We start from the raw sequence: 17687 nt of genomic DNA, 5'->3' as shown, positions 1-17687 counted from the left end.
GCGAAAAAGGGCCTGAGGGCCTCCGGAGGGCCCCGAAGGACCCTTCCGTCGGCCTCACAGACCCTTTTTCCTTGTGAAGAACTTCACGAACTTGATGTGGATCACGGGCCCGAGAGCCCCTCACAAGCTGCTTCGAAGGTCGTTCAGGCGATGGACCAAGCGATTCCATCGAGGATGTCGTGCTCCGACACGACAACCTCGGAAGCGCCGATGCGTTCCATGATCGCCAGCAGCACCAGCGCGCCCGCCCCGATCACGTCCACCCGGCCCGGATGCATCACGGGGATCGCCGCGCGCTCGGCGTGCGTCGACGTCAGCATCCGCTCGCTGATCTCCCGCACCTGCTCGTAGGAGATCCGGGAGTGGTGGATGGCCGACGAGAGGTACTCCGGCAGCCCCAGCGCGATCCCGGCGACCGTGGTCACCGAGCCGGCCAGGCCCACCAGCGTGCGCGCCTCGGCCAGCGGGACGGTCTCGGCGGCCAGGTCCAGCGCCGCCTCGATGTCGGCCCGGATCGCGGCGACCTGCTCCGCGGTCGGCGGGTCGGTGACGACCCCGTCCACCACCAGGTGCCGCTCGGTCATCCGGACGCAGCCGATGTCCACGGACCGCGCGGCCCGTACGTGCTCCTCGCCGACCACGAACTCGGTCGAGCCGCCGCCGATGTCCACCACCAGGAACGGCCGCTCCAGGTGCTCGTGCGCCGTCAGCTCCTTGGTGGCGCCGGTGAAGGAGAACTCCGCCTCCTGGTCACCGGAGATCACCTCGGGCTCGACGCCCAGGATGTCCAGGACGCCCCGGACGAAGTCCGCCCGGTTCTCGGCGTCCCGGGAGGCGGAGGTCGCCACGAAGCGCACCCGCTCCGCGCCGAACTCCTTGATGACGCCCGCGTACTCGCGGCAGGCGGCGAAGGTGCGCTCCAGCGCCTCCGGGGCCAGGCGCCCGGTGCGGTCCACGCCCTGGCCGAGCCGGACGATGGTCATCCGGCGGTCCAGCTCGGTCAGCTCGCCGGTGGCCGGGTCGCAGTCCGCCACCAGCAGCCGGATGGAGTTCGTACCGCAGTCGACGGCGGCGACCCGGGTCACGCCCCCGGCTCCTTGTCGTCCGTCTTCTTCTCCCCGCACGGGACGACGCAGGCACCCTTGGCCCACCACTCCGGCAGCATCGCCAGGGCCTCGTCACCGAACGGGTTCACCCCGGGGCCGGCGGCCAGGGAGTGGCCGACCAGCACGTGCAGGCACTTCACCCGGTCCGGCATGCCGCCGGCGCTCGGGAAGCCCTGGAGCACCTCGATGGCGTCGCGCCGCCGGATGTAGTCCTCGTGGGCGGCCTGGTAGGCGGCGGCCAGTTCCTTGTCCTCGGCGAGCCGGGCCTGCATCTCCTTCATCACGCCGTTGGCCTCCAGCGTGCCGATCGCGGAGGCCGCGCGCGGGCACGTCAGGTAGTACAGCGTCGGGAAGGGGGTGCCGTCGGGGAGCCGCGGGGCGGTCTCCACCACGTCCGGCTGCCCGCAGGGGCAGCGGTGCGCGATGGCGCGCAGCCCGCGCGGCGGGCGGCCGAGCTGCTGCTCGAACGCCTCGATGTCCGCGTCGGTCGGCTCGGTCCGGTCGGTCTGGGGCGGGGGCGTCTGCATGCCTGGAGGAAGTCTCTTCGTTCTCGTGGATGGGTGCTGCGGTACGGATCACTCGCCGGGGCGGTCGGCCTTGTCGACGCCGTCCCAGACGTTGGAGTACCAGGGGCGGTCGGAGCCGGCGTGGCCGGTCCCGTGCGGCTGCGTGGGCTGGGCCCCGGGGTCGCTCATGATGTAGCCGACCTCCCCCGGGCGCAGGAAGTGCAGGTGCTTGCGCGCCTGCTGCTCCGCGTAGGCGTCGTCCTGCCAGCGGGCCTTCTCGTCGCGGAGCCGCTCCAGGCGGTCCCGCGCGGCCGCGGCGGCCCGCTGCTGCTTCGCGATCTCCGAACGCTGGGAGACGTACTGGCGCATCGGATACGCGAGGGCGACGACCAGCGTACAGAGGACGAGCACCAGGAGCGCGGCGCGGCCGGTGAGCCGGCTGCGGCGGACCTGACGCCGCGACTGCGACCGGTAGACGTGGGCGGCGGTCCGCTCGCCGAGCTGCTTGAGCCTGGTCGCGGTGGAGAAGGTGGAGAACCGATCCCGGTTCCCGGCCATTGGTCCGCCTCCCCTTGGTACGCACTACGCAATACGTCCCCGCACACGGTACGGGACCGAGTGCGGGGACGTACGGAGGCCAGCCCCTCAGGGGGGTGATTAGCCCTTGAAGCGCGGGAAGGCGGAGCGGCCCGCGTACACCGCGGCGTCGTCGAGGATCTCCTCGATGCGCAGCAGCTGGTTGTACTTGGCGACACGGTCCGAGCGGGCCGGGGCGCCGGTCTTGATCTGACCGCAGTTCACGGCGACGGCGAGGTCGGCGATGGTGACGTCCTCGGTCTCACCGGAGCGGTGGGACATCATGCACTTGAAGCCGTTGCGCTGGGCCATCTCGACGGCGTCCAGGGTCTCGGTCAGCGAACCGATCTGGTTCACCTTCACGAGCAGGGCGTTCGCGGAGCCCTCCTCGATGCCGCGGGCCAGACGCTCCGGGTTGGTGACGAACAGGTCGTCACCGACGATCTGGACCTTCGCGCCGAGGCGGTCGGTGATGGTCTTCCAGCCGTCCCAGTCGTCCTCGAACAGCGGGTCCTCGATGGAGACGAGCGGGTACGCCTCGACGAGCTCGGCGTAGTAGTCGGTCATCTCGGCGGCCGAGCGGGACTTGCCCTCGAACTCGTACTGGCCGTCCTTGTAGAACTCGGACGCGGCGACGTCGAGCGCGAGCGCGATGTCCGTGCCCGGGGTGTAGCCGGCCTGCTTGATGGCCTCGATGATGAGGTCGAGCGCGGCGCGGTTGGACTCCAGGTTCGGGGCGAAGCCGCCCTCGTCGCCCAGGCCGGTGGAGAGGCCCTTGGTGTGCAGGACCTTCTTGAGGGTGTGGTAGACCTCGGCACCCCAGCGCAGCGCCTCGGAGAAGGACTCCGCGCCGATGGGGGCGATCATGAACTCCTGGATGTCCACGTTGGAGTCGGCGTGCGACCCACCGTTGAGGATGTTCATCATCGGAACGGGCAGCAGGTGCGCGTTCGGACCGCCGAGGTAGCGGAAGAGCGGAAGGTCCGAGGCCTCGGACGCGGCGTGCGCGACGGCCAGGGACACGCCGAGGATGGCGTTGGCGCCGAGCGAGCCCTTGTTGTCGGTGGCGTCCAGGTCGAACATGGCCTGGTCGATCAGACGCTGCTCGGTGGCGTCGTAGCCGACGAGCTCCGGGCCGATCTGCTCGATGACGGCGAGGACGGCCTTCTCGACACCCTTGCCGAAGTAACGGTTGGGGTCACCGTCACGCAGCTCGATGGCCTCGAATGCACCGGTGGAGGCGCCGGACGGAACTGCAGCACGGCCGGTGCTGCCATCGTCGAGGCCCACCTCGACCTCGACCGTGGGGTTGCCTCGGGAGTCCAGGATTTCCCGGGCTACGACGACGTCGATGGACGGCACGAGCATCTCCTTCTGGGATGTGACGCTGAGTGTGCGGTGGCGTGTCAGGCCGTGGGATGGCCTTGCCGCCTAGAGCCTAACCGGCTCCGGGCACTGGGCCGCCCGACCGCCCGGACCCTGGGACGAAAAAGGGACCGAATACCCCTCTTCCGGGACATAGGGAGCTTGATCATCGGCCTTCGGGGGCCACACGCAACACCGCCCGGCGCGTGGGGCACGCGCCGGGCGGTGGAAATCCTGCACGGGGTCAGCTGACGCCGCGTACAGGTTTCGGCGGCTTCTGCCGCAGTGTTCAGCTGAGCTTCAGCTTCTGGCCGGGGAAGATCAGGTCGGCGTCGGAGACGATGTCCTTGTTGAGCTCGAAGAGCTTCTCCCAGCCGCCCTTGACGCCGTTGGCCTCGGCGATGGTGCCCAGGGTGTCGCCCGGCTTGACCTCGTACGAGCCGTTGCCGGTCTTCGGCGCGGAGGGAGCCTCGGCACGCTCGGAGCGGGTGGTCGGAGCCTGGGGACGCTTGGTCTCCTTCGGCGCGGCCTTGGTCTCGACCTTCGGCTTCTCGGCCTTCGGCTGCGGCTTGGACTGCGGCTTGGACTGCGGCTTCGACGACGCCGGGGCCTCGGAGCCGCCACCGGTGTAGGCGGAGTTCGACAGACCCTTGCCGCAGGACGGCCAGGCGCCCTTGCCCTGGCTCTTGAGGACCTTCTCCGCGACGGCTATCTGCTGCGACTTGGAGGCCTGGTTGGCCTGCGGGGCGTACGACTTGCCACCGAACCCGGCCCACGTGGAGGGCGAGAACTGCAGGCCGCCGTAGTAGCCGTTGCCCGTGTTGATGGACCAGTTGCCACCGGACTCGCACTGCGCGACCTTGTCCCACTCGGACGTGGTGGCGGCGCTGGCGGTGCCCGCGGCCATCAGCGGGGCGGCCACGGCCACACCGGCGACACCGGCGAGCGTGACGATCCGGACAGACCGCTCGATTGCAGTACCGCGACGGTGCTTGCCCTTGCCGGAAAGCAGCATGGAGTTTCTCCTCACCGACGCCTACGAGGTGAGCTGTCGGGTTCGGGCGAGTGAGTTGCCCGGCCGTGCGACCTAGCGCACGTCTTAACCCCAAGCCGGTGGCGTGACCGTCTCTCAACGGCCGCTCCCGGCACCTACCTTGGTTCCCCCGCTCCTGCCTTCGGCGCTTGACGCGACGACTGTTCCCCCCGTCCGCCGGCAGGATTCGGCGATGCGGTCGAAGGAGCTCGCGGTGGCGAGCGATTCAGAAGGTAGACAGGTCTCTCCCCGATGTTCAACGAGGAACATCGGGGAGAAACGGCCCCTACTTGCGCTCACCGCAGGGGTGTTTGCGCAGGTGAGGACGGGGTTTGCGCAAGCCCCGGGGCGGGACACGCCAGTTGACCTGAAGAGACACATGTCTCACTTACAGAAATCCGACATTCGACTCTTTCCGGATAACTGAACTGTCCTTATTGCGGAGTTAGGTCCAGGTTCTGACCCGGCTTGATGAGATCGGCGTCCTCGCCGATGACTTGCTCATTGGCCTGGTAGAGACCGTTCCAGCCCCCCTTTACGCCCTTGGCAACCGCGATGGTCGCCAGGCTGTCGCCCGCCTGGACCGTGTAGGTGGGGTCCGACGCGGCACCGGAGGGGGTCTCCGGCGCACCGCGGTGCTTGCCACTGCCCTCGACGGGAGTGGCACCGGTGGTCTGCGGGACCGCCGGGGCCCCGGGGGCCGTCGGGTCGACCGGGGGCAGACCCGGCGTGACGGGCGAGGTGGTGGGCGCGGTCGGGTCCACCGGCGGCGTCGGCGCCGTCGGGTCGACGGGGGTCGGCGTGCCGGTCGGACCGCCCGGTACGGCCGGAGCCGTCGGGTCGGCCGGAGGCGTCGTCGGGATGTCCGGCGCGGGCATGACGGGCAGTCCGACGGACGGCGCGTCGGGTATCAGGAACGGGGTGCTGGAGGGGCTCGGAGCCGGGGCCGGGGTCGGGGACCCGTAGTCCGTGGACGGCTTGCCGCCCCCGGTGGACGGAACGGCGTCGTCCGGGCGGGACGGCGCGGGTGCGATCGGGCCCTGGCTGCCGGGCAGACCGGGGTCCACCTGTGCGGCGGGGCTCTCCCGGACCAGGCCGGCGGAGGCCGCGCACAGCGGCCACGCCTGCGGCCCCGTCGAGCCCAGCACCCGCTCGGCCACGGCGATCTGCTGGGAACGGCTCGCCAGGTCGGGGCGCTCGGCGAAGTCGAGCCCGCCGGCGCTCTGCCACTCCTCCTGGGTGAACTGGAGTCCGCCGTAGGCGCCGCTGCCGAAGTTCGCGCTCCACGAGCCGCCGCTCTCGCACTCGGCGACCTTGTCCCACGTGGACGTGTCGGCGGCGGTGGCGCTGGTGGCGGCCAACAGCGGCATGGCCAGCGCAGAGCCAGTGACTCCGGCTGTGACGACCAGCGCGGGGACCTGGCGGGGGCGTCTGTGACGGCCGTTCCCGGAGAGCATGAGCGATCACCTTTCGCATATAACAGCGGGGTAACGGCAGAACCTAGCGGCCTTCGAACGATTGTCACAAGTTCAAGCCGAACCTGACTTTTAATCAGCTTTCGCGTAAGTGTTTTGAGCCGCGAATCGAACGGGAAGAGTGCGCAGCCCACGCATGATCAACCCCCCGCGCCAGCGCAGGTCTTGGGGTGGAACGGCGAGTTCCAGATCAGGCAGACGCGTCAGCAAAGTCGCGAGCGCGGTCTGTCCTTCGAGCCGGGCGAGCGGAGCTCCCAGGCAGTAGTGGATGCCGTGCCCGTATCCGAGGTGCTGGTTGTCGGTCCGGGAGAGGTCGAGGGTGTCCGGGTCCGCGAAGCGCTCCGGATCCCGGTCGGCGGCCGCGAGGACGACCAGGACCGGATCGCCGGCCTCGATCCGCATGCCGCCGAGGGTCAGCGGCTCGGTCGCGAACCTCCAGGTCGCCAGCTCCACCGGGCCGTCGTAGCGCAGCAGTTCCTCGACCCCGGTGGCCAGCAGCCCGCTCTCCCCGGCGGCGAGGGAGAGCTGGAGGCGCTCGCGCTGCGCGGGGTTCATGAAGAGGGAGTGGACCCCGTTGCCGATGAGGTTCACGGTGGTCTCGAAACCGGCGAAAAGCAGGATGAAGGCCATGGCGGTGGCCTCGCCCTCCGTCAGATGGTCGCCGTGATCGCTCGCCCGGATCAGGTCGGAGATCAGGTCGTCACCCAGATCATCCCTTTTGCGGTGGATGAGTTCACCGAGGTAGGTCCGCATCTGTTTGACCGACCGGGCGACCCCGCCGCGCGGACCGCCACCGTGGCGGATCATCATGCCGGCCCAGTCGCGGAAGTCGTCCTGGTCCTCGCGCGGTACCCCGAGCATCTCGCAGATGGCGTAGATGGGGAGCGGGAAGGCGAACTCGTGAATGAGATCAGCCTCACCTTTCGCCGCGAACCCGTCGATCAGATGGTCGGTGAGCGCCTGCACCCGCGGGGCGAACTCGGCGACCCTGCGCGGGGTGAAGGCCTTCGACACCAGGCGCCGCAGCCGGGTGTGGTCCGGCGGGTCGATGTTGAGCAGGTGGGTCATCAGCTCCGCCTTGCGCTCCCCCGGGATCCCGGTCTTGCCCTTGGCGTGCGCGGGCTCCGCATGGTGCGCCGGATTCTTGCTGAGCCGCTGGTCGGCGAGGGCCTGGCGGGCGTCGGCGTACCGGGTGACGAGCCACGCCTCGACCCCGCTGGGCAGCTTGGTGCGGTGCACCGGGGAGTGCTCGCGCAGCCAGGCGTAGGCCGGGTAGGGGTCGGTCGCGAACTCCCAGTCGAAGAGGGTGGGGCCCTCGGCGGAAGGGGTGTCGGCGGGAGTGTCCGCGGGATGTTCGGCGGGGGTTCCGGAGGTCTGCTCGTGCACCTGATGACCGTATCCCGGCACCGAACCCCCATCCGATATGCGTGGTTCGTCGCGGCTGTCCGTAGATCGGCCATCCCTTGACCTGAACTTCTCCGGCATTCCTACTTTCGGTTTTGTGGATGTCAGGATCTTGAAAAGCAGTTTCGCGGTGGTGGAGAGACGGGCCGAGCACGCCGTCAAGTTCTTCTACACCCACCTCTTCTGGCACAACCCCGGAGTCCGCGCCCTCTTCCCGGCCTCCCTCCACGACATGGAACGCCAGCGGGACCGGCTCTTCGCCGCGCTCACCCACGTGATATCCCACCTCGACGACGAGAACCTCGGCCCCTACCTGCGCGACCTGGGACGCGACCACCGCAAGTTCCTGGTCCGCCCCGAGCACTACGCGGCCGTCGGCGCCAGCCTGCTCGCCGCGCTCGCGGAGACCTCCGGCGAGGCCTGGACCCCGCCGGTCGAGAAGGCCTGGGCCGAGGCCTACCAGGTGATGGCCGACGCGATGACCGCCGGCGCCGACGCGAGCGAGGACCCGCCGTGGTGGGACGCGGAGGTCGTGCGCCACCTCCAGTACGGACCGGACATAGGCGTCCTGACCCTGCTGCCGCACGCTCCCTTCCCCTATCTCCCCGGCCAGTACACGAGCGTGAGCAGCGAACGGGTCCCGACGACCTGGCGGACGTACTCCATCGGCAACGCCCCCCGCCCCGACGGCACCCTCGACCTGCACGTCAGCCGGGTCGACCGGGGGCGGCTGAGCACCGCCCTGGTCCGCGAGACCCGGCCGGGCGACGTGCTGCGGCTCGGCGCCGCCGGCGGGCAGCTGACCTTCCGCCGTGAGGACCGCCCGGTGAGCCTGATCGCCGCCGGCACCGGCTGGGCGCCCATCCGGGCCCTCCTGGAGGATCTCGCGGAGTGTCCCCCCGATCAGGACGTACGGCTCTTCGTGGTGGCCCGGGACGGCGCGCACCTCTACGACCGCCCGCTCATCGACGCGTACGCCGCCCGCTGCCGCTGGCTCGCCGTCACCTACATCACGCCCGCGCCCGGGCGGCACCGCAACCAGGCCACCGACCGGCTGGCGACCGCGCTGGGCAACCGGGGTCTGTGGCCGGACCAGGACGTCTACCTCAGCGGTCCGCCGCCGTTCGTCGACGAGACAGCCCATCTCCTCCAGGAGCTGGGTGCCCGCCCCGGCCGCCTCTTCCACGACGCGGTGCCGGCCCGGGGCCACGGGTACGGGGAGCGCCCGCTGGGATTCGGCGAGTGGTTCCTGGACCGCCCGGCGCCCCACTGGCACGACCCCTCGGCCCGTGCGCCGAGGACGTACTGAAGGAGCAAGGAGTCTCTGCGGGGTGTCAGGGGGTGTCGCCCGGCTCCGCCACGCCCTCGGCCGCCCGGATCGCGTCCCGGTAGGCGCGGGCCGCCGCGCGCAGCGCGGTCTCGGGGTCGATCCCCTCCGCCTCGGCGCGGGCCGCGAGCTCCAGCAGCTCGTACCCGATGCCCTCGCCGCGGGGCAGTTCCACGGCCACGCCGCCCGTACGGGCCCGGCCCGCGAGCTTGGCTGCGAGTGCCAGGCCGGGCTGGCCCACCGGGATCCCGTCGGTGACCGACTCCCGCTGCTTCTCCACCGCCTTGGTGCGCTGCCAGTGCGCGTTGACGTCCTCCGGGGTCTCGGCCTCCGCGTCGCCGAAGACGTGCGGGTGCCGGTGGATCAGCTTCGTGACGAGCGCCCCGGCCACGTCGTCGATGGAGAAGGCCTCGGCAGCGTCCTCGCCGTCCCCGCCGGCCTCCTCGGCGATCCGGGCGTGGAAGACCACCTGGAGCAGCACGTCGCCGAGCTCCTCGCGCAGCTCCTCGCGGTCCCCGTCCTCGATGGCCTCGACCAGCTCGTACGCCTCCTCGATCGCGTACTTGGCCAGCCCCCGGTGGGTCTGCCGGGAGGTCCACGGGCACTCGCGCCGGACCCGGTCCATCACCTGGACCAGGTCGAGCAGGCGCGCGCCCGGCAGGTCGTAGGAGCCCGGCAGCAGTTCCAGGTCGGGCATGGAGACCCGGCCCGAGCCGGCCAGCCGGGCCAGTCCGTCGGTGAGCCGCTGGTCGCCCTCGCCGCCCGGGAGCACCACGACCGTACGGCCGCCCGCGCAGGCCTCGACCAGCGCGTGCGCGTCCGGGCTCTCGAACGCGACCTCGATGCCCGCTTCCCGCAGGTACGGGAGCTGCGGGTGGCCGGGGTCGGCGCACAGCACCCGGTCCGCGGCGTGCAGGGTCTGCCACGCCGGCCAGGACAGCACGCCGGGGGCGACCCGGTGGCTGGTGGTCAGCAGGACGATGCGGCCCGTGGGCTCGGCGGCGGCGGTGGGTTCGGAGTGGTCGGTCACCCTCCGAACCTACCTCCGGCGCGCCGGCCCGCGGTCCGGGGGGACCCCGGAGCGTCAGGCTCCGGCCGGGGCCGCCTCGGGCCGCGTCCGCTGGGTGATCCAGGGCGTCTCCCCGGTGCCCAGCTTGATCTCCTTGGCATCCCAGGCTCCGTAGCGCGGGTTCACCTCGATGTGCAGCGCCTTGACGGCCGCCCGGGCCGGATCCTCCAGCTTCCCGGCTCCGTACTTGGCGGTCAGCGCGGTCAGGAGCACCCGGTCCCGGAGGAAGCGGTCGACCTGGCCGGGGGCCATGGCCCCCTTCTGCAGGAGCAGCGCCTCGAACTGCTCCTCGCCGCCGTTCTCGTCGACGTACGCCTTGCGTTCGTCCTCGATGTCCTTCTGGGTGGCCGTGAGCCCGGCGGTGTCGGCCATCTTGTCGATGATCCGGCTCTGCAGGAGGGCGTCGAGCTTCTGCCGCTCCAGGTGGGGGGTGCTCGCGATGAGTTCGGCGGCGGCCTGCCCGGAACGGTTCTGCGCCGCGCGGACGTCGTTGACCTGGGCCTGGAGCGCGGAGGTGGTGATCCGTTCGCCGCCCACGACGGCCGCGGTGCCGGGACGGGGCTCGCCCGAGCAGGCGGACAGCAGGGGCGCCGCCACGAGCAGGGCGGCGGAGACGGAGAGCGCTGTGCGACGGTGCAAAGGAGCCTCCAGGGCCGGGAGATTGTGCGTCGGTGCACAAAGGGCCGTGCGGTGATCGATGTTATGAGGTCACGGTGATCCGGACCACCGGTTCGACCAACGATTCACGCGCGGACCGAACACGCACCGTTCATAAGTGAGCCGGCGGGCACCGGCGGGTCCGGCGCGCCACCCGTCACCCGTTCTGGGGACCCCCGCGCCCGGGGCGACGGCCGGATCGGCCACCGGCAACCCTGAGGCCACCCTTCGGTCACCCGGCCCTGCCAAGGTCGGCGCACCATGTCGACAACGCACCGCTCGCCGCGTCCCTCACCGCGCCGCCGGAGTCTGCTCGGATCGGCGCTCGCCGCCCTGCTCACGGCGGTGTCCGTGTGCGCCGGGGACGCCGCCGCCCGGGTGTTCCCCTACGGTTCGCGCCACCGCAGCATCAACGACCTCGGCAACCAGTTCGTCCCCTTCCACGCGCAGCTGTGGGACCTCCTGCACGGCCGCGCGGAGGGCGGGCTGCTGTTCAACTGGCGCTCCGGCTACGGCATGAGCTTCCTGCCGGACCTGGGCACCTATCTGACCAGCCCCTTCGCCGTCCTCGTCGGGCTCTTCCCGCGCGCGGACATCGACCTCGCCGTCTATGTCGTCACCGTGGTGAAGATGTCGGCCGCCGCGGCGGCGATGGCCTGGCTGCTGCGCACGCAGCGCCGCGGGCCCTGGTGGGCGGCCGGGCTGCTCGGGGCCTCGTACGCGCTGTGCGGCTGGTCGGTGATCGAGGCCTCCTACAACCCGATGTGGCTGGACGGGCTGATCGCCTTCCCCCTGCTGTGCCTGACCGGTGAATGGGCCCTGCGCGGGCGCCGGTTCCTGCTCGCGCCGCTGGTCGTCGCGGTCTGCTGGACGGCGAACTTCTACACCGCCTACATGGCGACGCTGGGTGCCGCGCTGGTGCTGCTGGTACGGGTGGTGCTCACCCGGGAGGGTGTCCGGACCCGGCTGGCGGTGATCGCCCGGGGTGCCGGGACGACCGTGCTCGGGATCGCGCTCTCGGCACCCGTGCTCCTGCCCCTGTTCCTCAGCTCCGGGCGGGCCTACCCGGGGTGGGTCAAGGAGTTCCGGCCGGTGACCTGGGCGGACCTGTTCGCGCGGCTGCTGCCGGGGACGTACTCCTTCTCCTCCCCCGCCGTCTTCGTCGGCACCGGAACGCTGCTGCTGGTGGCCGCGCTGCCCTTCCACCGCGCCGTCCCGCCGCGCACCCGGCTGTGGTGGGCGGGACTGACCATGGCCGTGGCGCTGTCCCTCCAGTGGGCGCCGACCCATCTGGCCTGGCACCTGTTCGCCACCCCGAACGGAAGCCCGTACCGGCAGACCTTCGTGCTGGCCGGGATCGCCGTGATCGCCGCCTGGACGGGGCTGGCCGCGGGCCTGCCGCGGCCGCCGGCGCTGGCCGCGGGTGCGGGCGTCCTGGCGGCGGCCGTGCTGTGGGCGCGCGACAGCCCCCTGGCGACGGCGGCGGGCTACGCGCTCTTCGGCGGCGGGCTGGTGCTGGCAGGTGCGGCCTGGTGGGCGCTGCGCCACCGCCGCCTCGCGTGGCCGGCGGCCGGACTGCTCACGCTGGTCCTGCTGGCACAGGCCGCCGCGACCACCGCCTACGGCCACAAGGGCAAGCTGGGCGGCCTGGACGACTACCCGTCCTGGGGCCCGGCGCACACCGCGCGCGCCGGGGTCCTGGCCGGTGCCGAGGGCTGGCCCGCGTACCGCACCGACCCGAGCCGGCCCGCCCTGACGGGCAACGACCCGCTGCTGCTCGGCGGCGAGGGCGGCGCGTACTACAGCAGCCACACCCCGGACGTGTTCACCCGCACGATGGTCGCGCTCGGGGCGGGCTGGACCTCGCGCGGACGCAACGTCCAGAGCATCGACAACCCGGTGACGGACGCCGTCTTCGCGGTCGGCGCACGCCTGCAGCCCGACGGCACGGTCCGCCGCGCCCCGGTGCCCCCGCTGGTGACGACCCGCCCGCCCGGCGCCGCCCTCTCCTACGCCGACGACTCCCCCTTCGCCAACCAGGAAGCGCTGCTGGGCTCCCGGGTGTACGAGGACCCGCTCGCGCCCGGCATCTGCCGCGCGGGCACGGAGGCCTACCTGTGGGCCCCCGAGTACAACGCGACGGCCCGCCTCGCGGACGGCCCCGCCTTCCGGCTGAACGGCAACGCCCCCCGCAACCGGGCCGCCCTCCAGCCGATGGGCCCTTCCCGAGGGGAATCCTCGGCCCTGGCCTTCGACGCGGCCCCGCCCCCGCGGTGGGCCCTGTCCTGCCTGGACCGGACGCGGCTCGACGCCGCGGTGGCCGGCCTGCGGGCCACGGCGGCGACCTCGGTCCGGGTCGGCTCCGCCGAGGTCCACGCCACGCTCCCGCCGGGCACGAGCGGCACGGCGGTCCTCTCGGTCCCCGCGATCGCCGGCTGGACCTGCAACGGCCGTCCGGCCTCCAGCCACCTGGGCCTGGTGGCGGTTCCGCTCTCCCCCGGCACCACAGGGGTGAGCTGCGCGTTCCGCCCGCCGGGTCTGGTCCCGGGGCTGGGGGTCCTGGCAGGCGCGCTGGGGATGCTGCTGGCCGCGGCCCTGCGGGGCCGGGGCCTGGGCCGGGCCCTGCGCCGTGGCCGGGCCCGCCGCGCCGCCCGCTCCGTCAGCGGACCTGGCTGAGCCAGTGCAGGGTGCGGCGGATCTCGGCCGGGAAGGGGTGGGCCGGGCCGTGCAGCCGTTCCGCGTCGAACAGCAGCCGGGCCAGGGTGTCGTGGGCCGCCTGGCGGTCGCCGAGGGACAGCAGCAGGTGGGCTATCCGGCGGCGGACCTCCAGCGGCAGACCCGGGTCCGGATTGGCGTAGTGGTTCTCGAAGAACGGAAGCAGCGAGCGGTACTCCGCCAGGGCCGCGGCCGGCTCGCCCAGTTGCTCCAGGCACTGGGCCGAGTCGTAGCGGAAGCGCAGCGACTGGGGGTCCCCGGCCGGGAACTCGTCGGCGAGGCGGCGCAGTTCCGGCAGGGCACGCCGGTACTGGCCGTCGTCCATGAGCGTGGCGGCGTACTGCTTGCGCAGGGAGCGGACCACCGGGGAGTGCTCCCCGTGCTCGGCGGCCGCCGCCGGGAGGATGCCGCCGAGGATGTCCACGGCCTGGGTGAGCCGGCCCTCGTCCAGGAGCTTGCGGGCCTCGTCCACGGCGCCGGGGACGTCGGCCTTGGGCGGCGTGGGCGGGGTGCTCGGCCGCGGAGGGACGACCGCGGCCCGGTCCGGCCAGGGGGCCTGCGGGCGCAGGAAGGGCCGGGTCGGGTCGAGCGGGCCGGACGGGGTGCGGCTGCCGCGGGCGGGGAGCAGCGGGGCCAGGGCCTCGTAGACCTCCTGGGCGGAGGAGGGCCGGTCCTGCGGATCCTTGGCGAGGAGGTGGAGCAGGAGCTTCTCCAGCTCCGGCGGGATCTCCGGGCGCATCTGGCGGACCGGGAGCGGGGGCTCGTACAGGTGGCGGTGCAGGACGCCGAGGGCGGTGGACCCGGCGAACGGGACGTTGCCGCTGAGGAGTTCGTACAGCAGGACGCCGAGGGCGTACAGGTCGGTGTACGGACCCACGGCGCCGCCCATGGCCTGCTCGGGCGCCATGTACGCGGGGCTGCCGATGGGCGAACCGGTGCTGGTGAGGCGGGTGGTGTCGGTGTCCATCACCGAGGCCACGCCGAGGTCCAGGACGAGCACGGTGCCGTCCGGACGGACCATCACGTTCCGTGGCTTCAGGTCCCGGTGCACGATCGGCACCGCGTGCACGGCCGACAGGACCGAGCACAGCTGCGCGACGACGGCGACCGCCCACTGCCAGGGGTAGGGGTCGTGCTCGGCGAGGTGGTCGGCGAGGTCGGCGCCCTCCACGTAGCCCATGACGAGGAAGAGTTCGTCACCGTCGCTGCCCGCGTCGTGGACGGTGACCAGGCCGGGGTGGTCGACCTGCGCGGTGACCCGGCACTCGCGCACGAAGCGGCGGCGCAGTTCTTCGGCGACCGTGCCGGGGCCCGCGACCTTGTCGGGGCGCAGCAGTTTGACGGCGACACGGCGGTCGAGGCGCCGGTCGTAGGCGGTCCAGACCTGGCCCATGCCGCCCTGGCCGAGGATGGTCGCGAGCTGGTAGCGGTCGCCGATGAGCCGGTCGGTCACTGCTGGGGGTCCTGGAACGGGGTCTGGTGGGGATCGTGGCGGGGGCCCCCGGCCGGCGGGGTCTGCTTGCGCAGCAGCTCGCTGAGCTCGTCGAGCTCGGCGCGGACCTGCCCGATGCGCGGGGGCGGCGTCGGCTGCGGCGGCACCTGCGGAGGCGCCGGGGCCGGCGTCGGCGCGGGCGTCGGGGTGGAGGGCCGGGTGGTGGCCGTGGCGGGCGGGTACCCGTAGGCGGGTCCGGACGGCTGCGGGTGGACGTACGGAGCGGACTGCGCCGGGTACCACTGCGCGGTCGGGGCCGTGCGCCGGGCCTCGTGGTGCTTGATGTCGGCGACGAGGAAGTACACGCAGATCGCGAAACCGGTGAAGATCGAGCCGCCGGCCCCCAGGTTGCCCTGCCAGCCGTTGACGTCGGGCGTGGGGTCGACCTGGATGAGCGTCATCCACACGACGGCGAGCACGCCGCTGGTCACCATCAGCGCCCAGTCACGGGACTTACGGGTGACCAGGGCGAGCCGCAGCAACGACCCCCAGGCGAGGAAGCCGCAGCTGAGGATGGGCAGCAGCACGAACACCACGCGCAATGCCATCACACCCCCCGAATCGGACTGGGGGCCGTGCTGCGGCGGAAGGCCGGGGCCGTGCATCGCTGCTCCTGACGGGCCGTGCGGAAGAAGTTTCGGGTCTGAGGGTATACAGCGTTCCCGGCCAGGGGTGAGGGGATGCGCGCAACCGTTGCACGGTCGCTGCACGGCCGTTCACTCCGGCGTGACCGTGCCGTCGGAGAGGCCGTCGTGGAAACCCTGCACGAGTTGTTCGCCGAGCCGCCCCGCCAGCCGTAGCGCGTCCTCGAACTCGGCGAGCGCGCGGAAGCGGAGGCCGTAGCTCTGCTGCTGCGCCAGGGGCATCCGGGGCAGCTGGAGCCGGCGTACGTCGAGCCGGGTGGCGGTGGAGGCATGGCTGCTGGCGCGGCGGGTGTTGGCGGTGCCGCGCAGGAATCCGGCCAGGAACCACGGGTCGAGGGCGTCGGGATCGGGGCGCAGCAGGGCCAGGCCGCGGCCCGGTACCGCGCCCGCGGCGGCCCCGTCGACGACCCGGGCGATGGCCGCGCCGCCGACGAGGGGGACGAGTACGTCGCCGGGGGCCGTGAGCACGGGCTCGTCGGCGGTGGGCACCAGGGTGCCGGACGGGCCGCCTCCGGTGTAGACGTCCTGTTCGGTGAGGACGGGGGCCGAGCCGCTTCCGCCACCGGTGCCGGTGTGCAGTTCCAGGGCTCCGGCGCGGGCGAGTTCGCCGACCGTGGTCATCGGCGGCCGGGCCGTGCCCCCGGCGGGCGCCGCCGCGGGCGGCGGGGTGAGCCGGGCGGCCCGGCCGAGGGTCTCGCCGAGCCGCTCCCGTACGGCGGTCAGTTCGGCCGGACCGCCACCGGCGGCCGGCGGGGGCAGGTGGCGGGCGGGGGTGAGGTCCACGTCGTCGTCCAGCAGCTCGATGACGGGGACGACCCGGCTGACGCCCGGCGTCTGCGCGACCGAGCCGGTGCGGTCGTACGCGCTCCAGGCGTCCTCCACCGCGCCGTGCACGGCGGGCCAGGCGGACCGGACCGGGGTGTCGGCGGCGAGGGCCGCGGTGTCGATGAGCAGCAGCCCGGCCGGGGGCGCCGCGTGCGGGGCGGGCCGGCGCAGCACCCACAGGTGCAGGGGGATCCCGTACGGGGGCGCGGCGCCGGCCGGGAGCGCGACGACGGCCCGCAGCGCGCCGCGGCGCAGCAGGTCGGCGCGGATGCGGCGGCCGGAGCGGCGGGCGGCGACCGCGGGCGGCATGAGCAGTACGGCGGTGCCGCCCTCGCGCAGGTGGGCCAGGGCGTGCTGGACCCAGGCGAGTTCGGATTCGGTGCGGGCCGGGAAGCCGTACTCCCAGCGCGGGTCGTAGGCCAGTTCCTCGTGGCCCCAGCCGCGTTCGTTGAACGGCGGGTGGCAGAGCACGGCGTCGACGGTGTCCTGGGCGAAGGCGTCGGCCCGCAGGCTGTCGGCGGCGGCCGCGCGGACCTGGGGCGTTCCGTTCAGGGCGAGGCGCAGCGCGGCGAGGGCGGCGAGTTCGGGCGCGGAGTCCTGCGCGTACAGGGCGGTGGCGCCGGGGACGGCCCGCAGCAGGGTGCCGGTGCCGCAGGCGGGGTCGAGGACGGTGCGGGAGGAGGGCCCGGCGAGGGTGGCCATGAGCCGGGCGAGGCCGTCCGGGGTGAGCGTGTACTGGCGGGGGTTGGCGTCGAGGTGGCGCCCGAGGAGGAACTCGAAGGCCTGGCGGGCCCCGAGTTCGGCGGCGAGTTCGGCGGCGGCCCGCAGCAGCGGCATGGTCGCCGGGCGGAGCGGGATCTCGGCGAGGGCGTGGCCGGGTCCGAGGCGCGCGCCGAGCACCTGGTCGAGGACGGGCCGCAGCAGGGTGGCCATGCGCGCGTCGGAGACGGCGGTCAGCTCCAGCCAGTCGGCGGGCCGGTCCCGGACGACGAGGAGGGCGGCGCCCGCCTTGACGAGTGCGGTGACGGCCCCGCCGGGGTGGGCGGTGATCTGCTGCCAGACGCGTTCGCGCAGCGGGACCTCGGCGAGCTTGCCCTGGGCGCGCAGCCAGTGCTCGACCTCGTCCAGGGAGAAGGAGGGGCTGGTCTCGGTGCCGCCGACGGGCTTGGGGAAGTCGGCGTGGCGGCGCCGCCAGTTGCTCACGGCCGCGCGGCCCACTCCGGCCAGTCGGGCGACCTCGGCCGCGGTGACCTCTGCTGCGGTGACCTCTGCTGCGGCGTTCTCCTCGGGCATGCCGGGGAGCATACCCGCTCACACCCGAGAGACCGATTCACAGCGTGAACTCAAGAACTTCTGTGAATCGTGTTGACTCGGTTCACAGATATCTGCTGTGATCGGCACGTCTTCACCCACCGGATCGCCGCGGTCCGGCCAAAGCGGAATACACTCTTCCGCTTCTCCTCCAATCGTCTTTTCCCCCCCCCGCCTCCCCA

The 17687-nt window shown here is 72.7% G+C and carries 14 protein-coding genes and 1 riboswitch; of the genes, 2 read left to right on the top strand and 12 right to left on the bottom strand.

Annotated features, from left to right (window positions below; translation table 11 throughout):
• Window positions 1-143: 143 nt before the first annotated feature.
• The 7 genes from KO717_RS21985 to KO717_RS21955 all read right to left on the bottom strand — a co-directional run bounded on the left by KO717_RS21985 (window position 144) and on the right by KO717_RS21955 (window position 7447).
• On the bottom strand, window positions 144-1085 hold the full coding sequence (locus KO717_RS21985; protein ID WP_301370513.1) for a Ppx/GppA phosphatase family protein: 942 nt from the start codon (window positions 1083-1085) through the stop codon (window positions 144-146).
• Window positions 1082-1633 (bottom strand): DUF501 domain-containing protein, encoded by a 552-nt coding sequence (locus KO717_RS21980; RefSeq protein WP_301370511.1) that lies wholly within the window; start codon window positions 1631-1633, stop codon window positions 1082-1084. Before KO717_RS21980 ends, KO717_RS21985 begins: the two co-directional genes overlap by 4 nt.
• A 48-nt stretch (window positions 1634-1681) precedes the next feature.
• Window positions 1682-2170, bottom strand: coding sequence for an FtsB family cell division protein (locus tag KO717_RS21975; protein WP_301370509.1), 489 nt, complete (start codon window positions 2168-2170; stop codon window positions 1682-1684).
• A gap of 99 nt (window positions 2171-2269) precedes the next feature.
• Window positions 2270-3550 (bottom strand): phosphopyruvate hydratase, encoded by a 1281-nt coding sequence (gene eno, locus KO717_RS21970; RefSeq protein ID WP_301370507.1) that lies wholly within the window; start codon window positions 3548-3550, stop codon window positions 2270-2272.
• Window positions 3551-3842: 292 nt separating this feature from the next.
• Window positions 3843-4568: a transglycosylase family protein gene (locus KO717_RS21965; protein WP_301370505.1), complete on the bottom strand. Its 726-nt coding sequence runs from the start codon at window positions 4566-4568 to the stop codon at window positions 3843-3845.
• A gap of 3 nt (window positions 4569-4571) precedes the next feature.
• Window positions 4572-4744: riboswitch (cyclic di-AMP (ydaO/yuaA leader) on the bottom strand.
• A 276-nt stretch (window positions 4745-5020) separates the two neighbouring features.
• Entirely contained in the window at window positions 5021-5956 is a 936-nt protein-coding gene (locus tag KO717_RS21960) for a transglycosylase family protein (RefSeq protein WP_301370502.1), read from the bottom strand.
• A 177-nt stretch (window positions 5957-6133) separates the two neighbouring features.
• The gene (locus tag KO717_RS21955; protein WP_301370501.1) at window positions 6134-7447 is read right to left on the bottom strand and encodes a cytochrome P450 family protein; all 1314 of its coding nucleotides are present in this window, start codon (window positions 7445-7447) and stop codon (window positions 6134-6136) included.
• A gap of 130 nt (window positions 7448-7577) precedes the next feature.
• On the opposite strand from KO717_RS21955, the gene KO717_RS21950 reads away from it, so the two are divergent.
• Window positions 7578-8774, top strand: a complete 1197-nt coding sequence (locus KO717_RS21950; protein WP_301370499.1) for a globin domain-containing protein — start codon at window positions 7578-7580, stop codon at window positions 8772-8774.
• A gap of 25 nt (window positions 8775-8799) precedes the next feature.
• On the opposite strand, the gene KO717_RS21945 is transcribed toward KO717_RS21950, so the two are convergent.
• The gene (locus tag KO717_RS21945; protein WP_301370498.1) at window positions 8800-9822 is read right to left on the bottom strand and encodes a nucleoside triphosphate pyrophosphohydrolase; all 1023 of its coding nucleotides are present in this window, start codon (window positions 9820-9822) and stop codon (window positions 8800-8802) included.
• Window positions 9823-9876: 54 nt separating this feature from the next.
• Complete coding sequence (locus KO717_RS21940) at window positions 9877-10500, bottom strand: SurA N-terminal domain-containing protein (protein WP_301370496.1); 624 nt, start codon at window positions 10498-10500, stop codon at window positions 9877-9879.
• 279 nt (window positions 10501-10779) lie between these two features.
• Between KO717_RS21940 and KO717_RS21935 the strand changes: the two genes are divergently transcribed.
• Window positions 10780-13194, top strand: a complete 2415-nt coding sequence (locus tag KO717_RS21935; protein WP_301370494.1) for a YfhO family protein — start codon at window positions 10780-10782, stop codon at window positions 13192-13194.
• Here the strand turns inward: KO717_RS21935 and KO717_RS21930 are convergent.
• The 3 genes from KO717_RS21930 to KO717_RS21920 all read right to left on the bottom strand — a co-directional run bounded on the left by KO717_RS21930 (window position 13178) and on the right by KO717_RS21920 (window position 17487).
• A complete protein-coding gene (locus tag KO717_RS21930; protein WP_301370492.1) occupies window positions 13178-14686 on the bottom strand; it encodes a serine/threonine-protein kinase in 1509 nt (502 codons plus the stop codon). The two genes, KO717_RS21935 and KO717_RS21930, sit on opposite strands and share 17 nt — an antisense overlap.
• Window positions 14683-15273, bottom strand: a complete 591-nt coding sequence (locus KO717_RS21925) for a hypothetical protein (RefSeq protein WP_301370490.1) — start codon at window positions 15271-15273, stop codon at window positions 14683-14685. Before KO717_RS21925 ends, KO717_RS21930 begins: the two co-directional genes overlap by 4 nt.
• Before the next feature lie 168 nt (window positions 15274-15441).
• Window positions 15442-17487: an N-6 DNA methylase gene (locus tag KO717_RS21920; RefSeq protein ID WP_301370488.1), complete on the bottom strand. Its 2046-nt coding sequence runs from the start codon at window positions 17485-17487 to the stop codon at window positions 15442-15444.
• Window positions 17488-17687: the final 200 nt, after the last annotated feature.

This window comes from Streptomyces xanthophaeus (assembly GCF_030440515.1).
Taxonomy (GTDB): Bacteria; Actinomycetota; Actinomycetes; order Streptomycetales; family Streptomycetaceae; genus Streptomyces; species Streptomyces kutzneri.
This window is presented reverse-complemented; position numbering and strand designations above follow the sequence as displayed.